Source organism: Aquiflexum sp., from assembly GCF_977115555.1.
Window position 1 is genome coordinate 1 of sequence record NZ_CDSBKL010000254.1, and the last position, 6,075, is coordinate 6,075.

Genomic DNA, 6,075 nt, shown 5'->3' on the forward strand with positions numbered 1-6,075 from the left:
GCTTAGTAAAATCTTATCCTTGTCATTTCGAAGGAGGTACAGCCTGTCCCGTTTTCTTCGGGAACTGAGAAATCTTTTAGGGTTGGTTTAAAAAAAGATAGATATCTCCTAAGTCGTGGTGACAAGGTAAAGCCTATAGCAAATGTTAGATCTGCCTAAATTTTAACCACCCAAAAAAAATGTTCTCAATTTCTATTAATGGGTTTTAGATTTTTCCTTTGCGTCCTTGCGCCTTTGCGTGATGTTTTTTTCTTCAACAAACCTAAAATTCAAATCCAAGGACCGAGAGACAAGAGACCCTTCGTACCTCAGGGTGACGGAATCCGAAAACTTGACAACCAGATAACTTGAAAACCTGACAACCCAACCATTACAACAACTACAACGATTGTAACCAAAATCCCCAAACCCTTTGCGTCCTTGCGGCTTTGCGAGATACTTTATTCTTTCAATTGCCAAATTATTACCAAACAAGATTTGGATACATTTCAAAAAAGAAATAACTTTGTGCCTCATTTCGGAAAAGCGATAAAAAGATAAATAGCAATACAATGAAAAAAGACATTCATCCTAATTACAGAGATGTCGTATTTTACGATACTTCAAGCGAATATAAGTTCATCACCAAATCTACGATCCAGACTTCTGAGACAATCGTATGGGAAGATGGAAATACTTATCCTGTTTACAAAGTCGAAGTAAGCTCTAACTCACACCCTTTTTACACAGGTAAGAAGATGATGTTGGATACAGCAGGTCGTGTTGACAAGTTCAACAAAAGATACGCCAAGAAATAATTTTATCTGCCTGCCAGCAGGTAAAGGTCTCCCGGAATCGGTTTTCCGGGAGACTTTTTTATTTTTGTATCATGGACAATCTGATTTTATTTGATGACCCTGCCATCCGGGGTTCTTTGTTGCCATTTACTTTTACCAGGCCTATCGGGGATATCCGTGTGGGGATTTTGAAGATTTCGGAGAAATGGGAAAAATATTCGGGACACAGGCCTGGGTTTTTGACGCAGGATTACCTTTCTGTAAAGTTTCCCAAAAAAGAAGGTGCTGCTTTGATGGTCAACGGCGCAGTTTGCCCGGATCAGGAACTTTGGACAGCCATCCACCAACTGAAAAGCACCGAGTCACTTTGGTCCAATAACCTTTTGCTCGCAGCGTTCTCCGAAAATCCTGCTGCTTTCCATCCCGATCAAGCCAAGAATCTCGACAGGATCCAATTTGCAGGATCAGTTACTGCGATTCAAAAATCATGGCATATTTTTCAGGTCAATGCTGCTGAGATTGCGAGAGATTTTGATTTGATCACTTCGGGTAGAAAATCCGAAGTTTTGGAAGATCCACATACTATCGTATATAATCCGTCACAGGTTTTTATAGAACCGGGAGCAAAAATCAAAGCCGCCGTCCTGAATGCTGAAGGAGGGCCGATCTATATCGGAAAAAACGCCGAAGTGCAGGAAGGTTCGCTTATCAGAGGTCCATTTGTGCTTTGTGAAGGATCCACAGTGAATATGGGAGCAAAAATGCGGGGAGATACCACTGTAGGACCATTTTCGAAAGTTGGGGGAGAAATCTCCAACGCCGTGATGTTTGGCTACAGCAACAAAGGCCATGAAGGATTCCTTGGCAATGCCGTTATAGGCGAATGGTGCAACCTCGGCGCTGACACCAATACCTCCAACCTGAAAAACAACTACGCTCAAGTCAAAATCTGGGATTATACCAAAGGTGGATTTACCAATACAGGCTTGCAGTTTTGCGGCCTGATGATGGGAGACCATGCCAAGGCAGGTATCAACACGATGTTTAATACTGGTACAGTTGTCGGTGTGGGAGCTAATGTTTTTGGAGATGGCTTCCCAAGAAATTTCATTCCTTCTTTTTCTTGGGGAGGCGCATCAGGATTCAGCACTTTTCAGGTGAGAAAATTTGAGGAAACTGCCATTGCAGTCATGAAAAGAAGAGGGATGGAATACAGCGAAACCGAAAAAGAAATTATTCAAAAGGTTTTCGAATTGACAAGACATTACCGTATTTGGGACAAAGAAGCCTGATAAAATATGCTGTTTTCATCTATTCCGGGATTGGAGGAAGTAAAGGAAAAGATCGTCCAAGCGGTCAAAAACAACCACCTTGCCCATGCACTTTTGTTTCATGGACCGGAGGGTTCTGCCAACCTCAAGATGGCATTGGCACTTGCGACCTATACGCTTTGCCAACAACCTGGTATAAGTGATTCTTGCGGAACCTGTCCTTCCTGCCAAAAAATGTCAAGGCTTGTCCATCCGGATATGAACTTCGTGTTTCCATTGGTGGGAGAAAGTAAAGAAGACGAGGATGAGGATAATAAAGGAAAAAAGACTGACTTCCCATCCTCATTCAGAACTTTTGCGATAGAGACACCATTTGGTAATGTTTCCGACTGGATTTACAAAAATAACTTTGAGAAAAAGCAGCTCAACATTTCCAAAGCAGCTGCAAAGCAGATAATAAAAACACTTTCCCTCAAGTCATTTGAAGGAGGATACAAAATCATGTTGATCTGGTCTCCTGAATATTTGAATCCCACCTCAGCCAATTCCCTTTTGAAGATTTTGGAAGAACCGCCGGCCAAAACACTTTTTATCCTTGTGACTTCCCATCCTGAACAATTACTGACTACGATCCTTTCCAGGACCCAAAAAATCATGGTCAGGGCATTTACAGATGAGGAAGTGATGCAGCATTTGATTCAAGCGCATCATGTGTCAAGGGAAGCGGCCATGCAGATCGCACCTTTGGCAGATGGGAATATGAGAGAAGCATACAGGATGGTAGATCAGGTAGCAGATGAATTTACCAGGTTGGTCAGAGATTGGTTCAGGGCTTGTTATTCTGTCAATGTGAATGACATGTTGGATTTTGTCGATAAATTCAGTTCCAAGGACAAGGAAGCCCAAAAATCGCTCCTGCTAAGCGGCATCAATGTGATTAGAGAAGTGATGCTGGACAAGTCCCAATTGGCCGAATTGATGCGCAGTATTGAATCGGACAGGGAATTTATCCATAATCTAGGCGTGCATGTACTCGATGAGGAAAAACTTATGGCGATCTATCAGGCCTTGAATGAGTCCCACTATCACCTGGAAAGGAATGCCAATGTCAGGATAGTTTTTGCTGACCTGTCATTTCGATTGGCGCGGATCATGAGGCCGATGCAAACAGCTTAGCCATGAAAAAAACAATCGGAAGAAGGGAAAAGATTCACCTGCCAAAGTGGGGTCTGAAAAATGTCACCGCCAAAATCGATACTGGCGCTTATACCTCTTCCATCCATTGCGAATTTGCGGAAGAGAAAATCGAAGATTCAGTTCCGGTACTCTATTTCAAGGTACTTTCAAAGGAGCATAGAAAATATAAAAACAAACTTATTCGGACTGAAGATTTTAGCCAAAAGAAAGTAAAGAATTCGTTTGGTCAGGAGGAAGTGAGGTACAAAGTGAATACAAAAGTCGTTATGTTTGGGGAGGAATTCGAAGCCGAATTTACCCTTACAGACAGGTCAAAAATGAGGATTCCAATTTTGATTGGAAGGAAATTGTTAAGAGGGAGATTTTTAGTGGACGTAGATGCTATTAACCTGTCAAAGAAATCGAAAAAATGAGAATTGCAGTACTTTCCAGAAACCCCCATCTTTTTTCTACCAAGAGGTTGACAGAAGCCATCAGGGCTGCCGGGCATGAGGCTTTGGTTGTAGACCATTCCCTTTGCGACCTCATCATCGAACAGGAGGGGCCTTACATCATCTACAGAGGAGAAAAATTGGAAGGTATTGATGCGATCATTCCTAGAATCGGAGCCTCCATTACCTTTTATGGAACAGCGGTTGTCCGTCAGTTTGAGTTGATGGGTGTATTTTCTGCGGTGGATTCACAGGCGATTGTCAGGAGCAGAGACAAATTGAGAAGTCTTCAAATCTTATCCAAAGCAGGTCTGGGAATGCCCAAAACGGCGTTTACCAATTTCTCCAAGGGAGGAGAAAAAGCCCTGATCGAAAGGGTGGGAGGGGCACCGTTGATCATCAAGTTACTGGAAGGAACCCAAGGACTTGGTGTAGTATTAGCCGAAACCAAAAAAGCAGGGCAGTCAGTAATTGAGGCTTTTCATGGATTGAAAGCAAGGATCATTGTACAGGAATTTATCAAAGAAGCAAAAGGCGCAGATATAAGGGCATTTGTGGTCAATGGCAAAGTCGTAGGAGCCATGAAGAGGCAGGGTGCGGAAGGTGAATTCCGATCTAATCTCCATAGGGGAGGTATTGCGACCGTCATCAAATTGACCAAAGAGGAAAAAGCCGCAGCACTTGGTGCAGCAAAGGCATTGGGTTTGGATATTGCAGGGGTGGACATGTTGCAGTCAGAGAGAGGACCATTGATATTGGAGGTCAACAGTTCGCCCGGATTGGAAGGTATCGAGCAGGCTACAGGGGTGAATATTGCAGGGGAGATCGTCAAATTCATAGAGGAATCAGTCGAGAAAAAAAGAAATAAAAAGAAAACCAAGAATGAGCAAACCGATCAGGATAGGCACTAGGGGAAGCAAATTGGCCCTTTGGCAGGCATATCACATTGCGGATCTTCTTAAAATAAAGGGACTGGAAAGCGAGATTGTACTTATCGATACAAAGGGTGACAAGATCTTGGATGTCTCTATTGCCAAAATCGGCAGCAAGGGAGTTTTTACGGAAGAATTGGAAGAGCAGCTCTCTTCGGGTGATATAGACATAGCTGTTCACAGTGCTAAAGACATGCAGTCTAGTTTGTCGGAGGGTTTTGAAATCATCGCCTTTACCGAAAGGGAAAAAGAGAATGATATTATCCTGAGCCATCAGACTGACATAGACTATTCCAATCCGGACAAACCTCTTCTTTTGGGAACTTCCTCTACAAGGAGAGTCGCTACTTTGAAGCATTTTTACCCACATATCAAAACCGTCGAAGTTAGGGGAAACCTCCAGACAAGGATTGCCAAAATGGAAGCAGGCTTATGCGATGCGCTTTTGCTTGCCTATGCAGGTGCGCATAGAATGGGATACGACAACATGATCCGACACGAACTTTCATTGGATGAGTTTACTCCGGCAGTCGGTCAAGGTTCAGTAGCCATTGAATCTTCAGTAAATCTTAATCCTGATCTAAAAGCAAAAATCATAGAAGCCTGCCACCATGAAGAGACAGGTTTTAGACTGCTTGCTGAAAGGGCATATCTTAGGGTATTGGAGGGCGGATGTAGCATTCCTGTTTTTGCTTTGGCAGAAACCCGGGCAGGTCAACTTCTGCTGAAAGGTGGGATTGTTTCTTTGGATGGGACCAAAAGAATCGTTCACCATTTATCGGGTCAAATATTCCAAGCAGAGGAGGTGGGGAAGGAATTGGCAAAATTGGTCTTAGGTAGTGGGGGAGATGAAATATTGAAAGAAATAAAATCAAATCTAAATAGATGAAAAGGTTAAGTTTTATCCCAATTCTCTTGTTGGCCTTGGTTCTTTTCTCTTGTTCAGTAGAAAAGGATTATGTCATCAAAATCCAGACAAAACATGGCGATATGTATGCGGTTTTATATGATGAAACCCCAAAGCACAAGCAGAATTTTATTGACCTGGCACAGGCAGGCAGATTCGATTCCACAGAATTTCATAGGATCATCAAGGATTTTATGATTCAGGGAGGAGATGTTTTTACCAAAGAAGCACTTCCTCCTGATACATGGCCAACGATAGAGGCAGAAATTGTACCCGGATTGATCCACAAGAAAGGAATGATCGCTGCAGCAAGAATGGGTGACAAGGTAAATCCTGAAAAGAGATCCAGCGGTTCCCAGTTTTATATTGTTCAAGGAAAAACTTATGCCTCGGATGAATTGGTGACAGACATGGAGCTTTTGTCCGAGACCTATTTCAAGTACATTCAATTGGGTAGTAACGAAGCCTTGAAAGAGGAATATGCCAGACTGTATCAAACCCAACAGTTTGACAGTCTTAGCCAACGTATGCTTTCAGAAAAAGCCAATTTGGAATCTTTTT

Annotated in this window: 7 protein-coding genes; all 7 read left to right on the forward strand. The window is 42.7% G+C overall.

The window, feature by feature from the left end; genetic code table 11:
* Positions 1 to 551 precede the first annotated feature (551 nt).
* A complete protein-coding gene (locus ACZFYI_RS14115) occupies positions 552 to 797 on the forward strand; it encodes a type B 50S ribosomal protein L31 (protein WP_113924979.1) in 246 nt (81 codons plus the stop codon).
* A gap of 71 nt (positions 798 to 868) precedes the next feature.
* A complete protein-coding gene (locus ACZFYI_RS14120) occupies positions 869 to 2,068 on the forward strand; it encodes a GlmU family protein (RefSeq protein ID WP_462524771.1) in 1,200 nt (399 codons plus the stop codon).
* 6 nt (positions 2,069 to 2,074) lie between these two features.
* Complete coding sequence (locus ACZFYI_RS14125) at positions 2,075 to 3,223, forward strand: DNA polymerase III subunit (RefSeq protein ID WP_462524772.1); 1,149 nt, start codon at positions 2,075 to 2,077, stop codon at positions 3,221 to 3,223.
* A 2-nt stretch (positions 3,224 to 3,225) separates the two neighbouring features.
* Positions 3,226 to 3,657, forward strand: a complete 432-nt coding sequence (locus ACZFYI_RS14130) for an ATP-dependent zinc protease family protein (protein WP_462524773.1) — start codon at positions 3,226 to 3,228, stop codon at positions 3,655 to 3,657.
* The gene (gene rimK / locus ACZFYI_RS14135; protein WP_462524774.1) at positions 3,654 to 4,586 is read left to right on the forward strand and encodes a 30S ribosomal protein S6--L-glutamate ligase; all 933 of its coding nucleotides are present in this window, start codon (positions 3,654 to 3,656) and stop codon (positions 4,584 to 4,586) included. Before ACZFYI_RS14130 ends, rimK begins: the two co-directional genes overlap by 4 nt.
* Positions 4,558 to 5,496 carry a hydroxymethylbilane synthase gene (gene hemC / locus ACZFYI_RS14140; protein WP_462524775.1) on the forward strand — a complete coding sequence of 313 codons (939 nt, stop codon included), beginning with the start codon at positions 4,558 to 4,560 and terminating at the stop codon, positions 5,494 to 5,496. The genes rimK and hemC overlap by 29 nt, the downstream gene beginning before the upstream one ends.
* Positions 5,493 to 6,075: peptidylprolyl isomerase (locus tag ACZFYI_RS14145; protein WP_462524776.1), on the forward strand; the 583-nt coding region annotated here is incomplete at its 3' end. The genes hemC and ACZFYI_RS14145, both read left to right, overlap by 4 nt.

Bases quoted from the DNA above. Each gene is read 5' to 3' on its own strand.
- ACZFYI_RS14115 (WP_113924979.1), top strand. From the start codon at position 552: ATGAAAAAAGACATTCATCCTAATTACAGAGATGTCGTATTTTACGAT.
- ACZFYI_RS14120 (WP_462524771.1), top strand. From the start codon at position 869: ATGGACAATCTGATTTTATTTGATGACCCTGCCATCCGGGGTTCTTTG.
- ACZFYI_RS14125 (WP_462524772.1), top strand. From the start codon at position 2,075: ATGCTGTTTTCATCTATTCCGGGATTGGAGGAAGTAAAGGAAAAGATC.
- ACZFYI_RS14130 (WP_462524773.1), top strand. From the start codon at position 3,226: ATGAAAAAAACAATCGGAAGAAGGGAAAAGATTCACCTGCCAAAGTGG.
- rimK (WP_462524774.1), top strand. From the start codon at position 3,654: ATGAGAATTGCAGTACTTTCCAGAAACCCCCATCTTTTTTCTACCAAG.
- hemC (WP_462524775.1), top strand. From the start codon at position 4,558: ATGAGCAAACCGATCAGGATAGGCACTAGGGGAAGCAAATTGGCCCTT.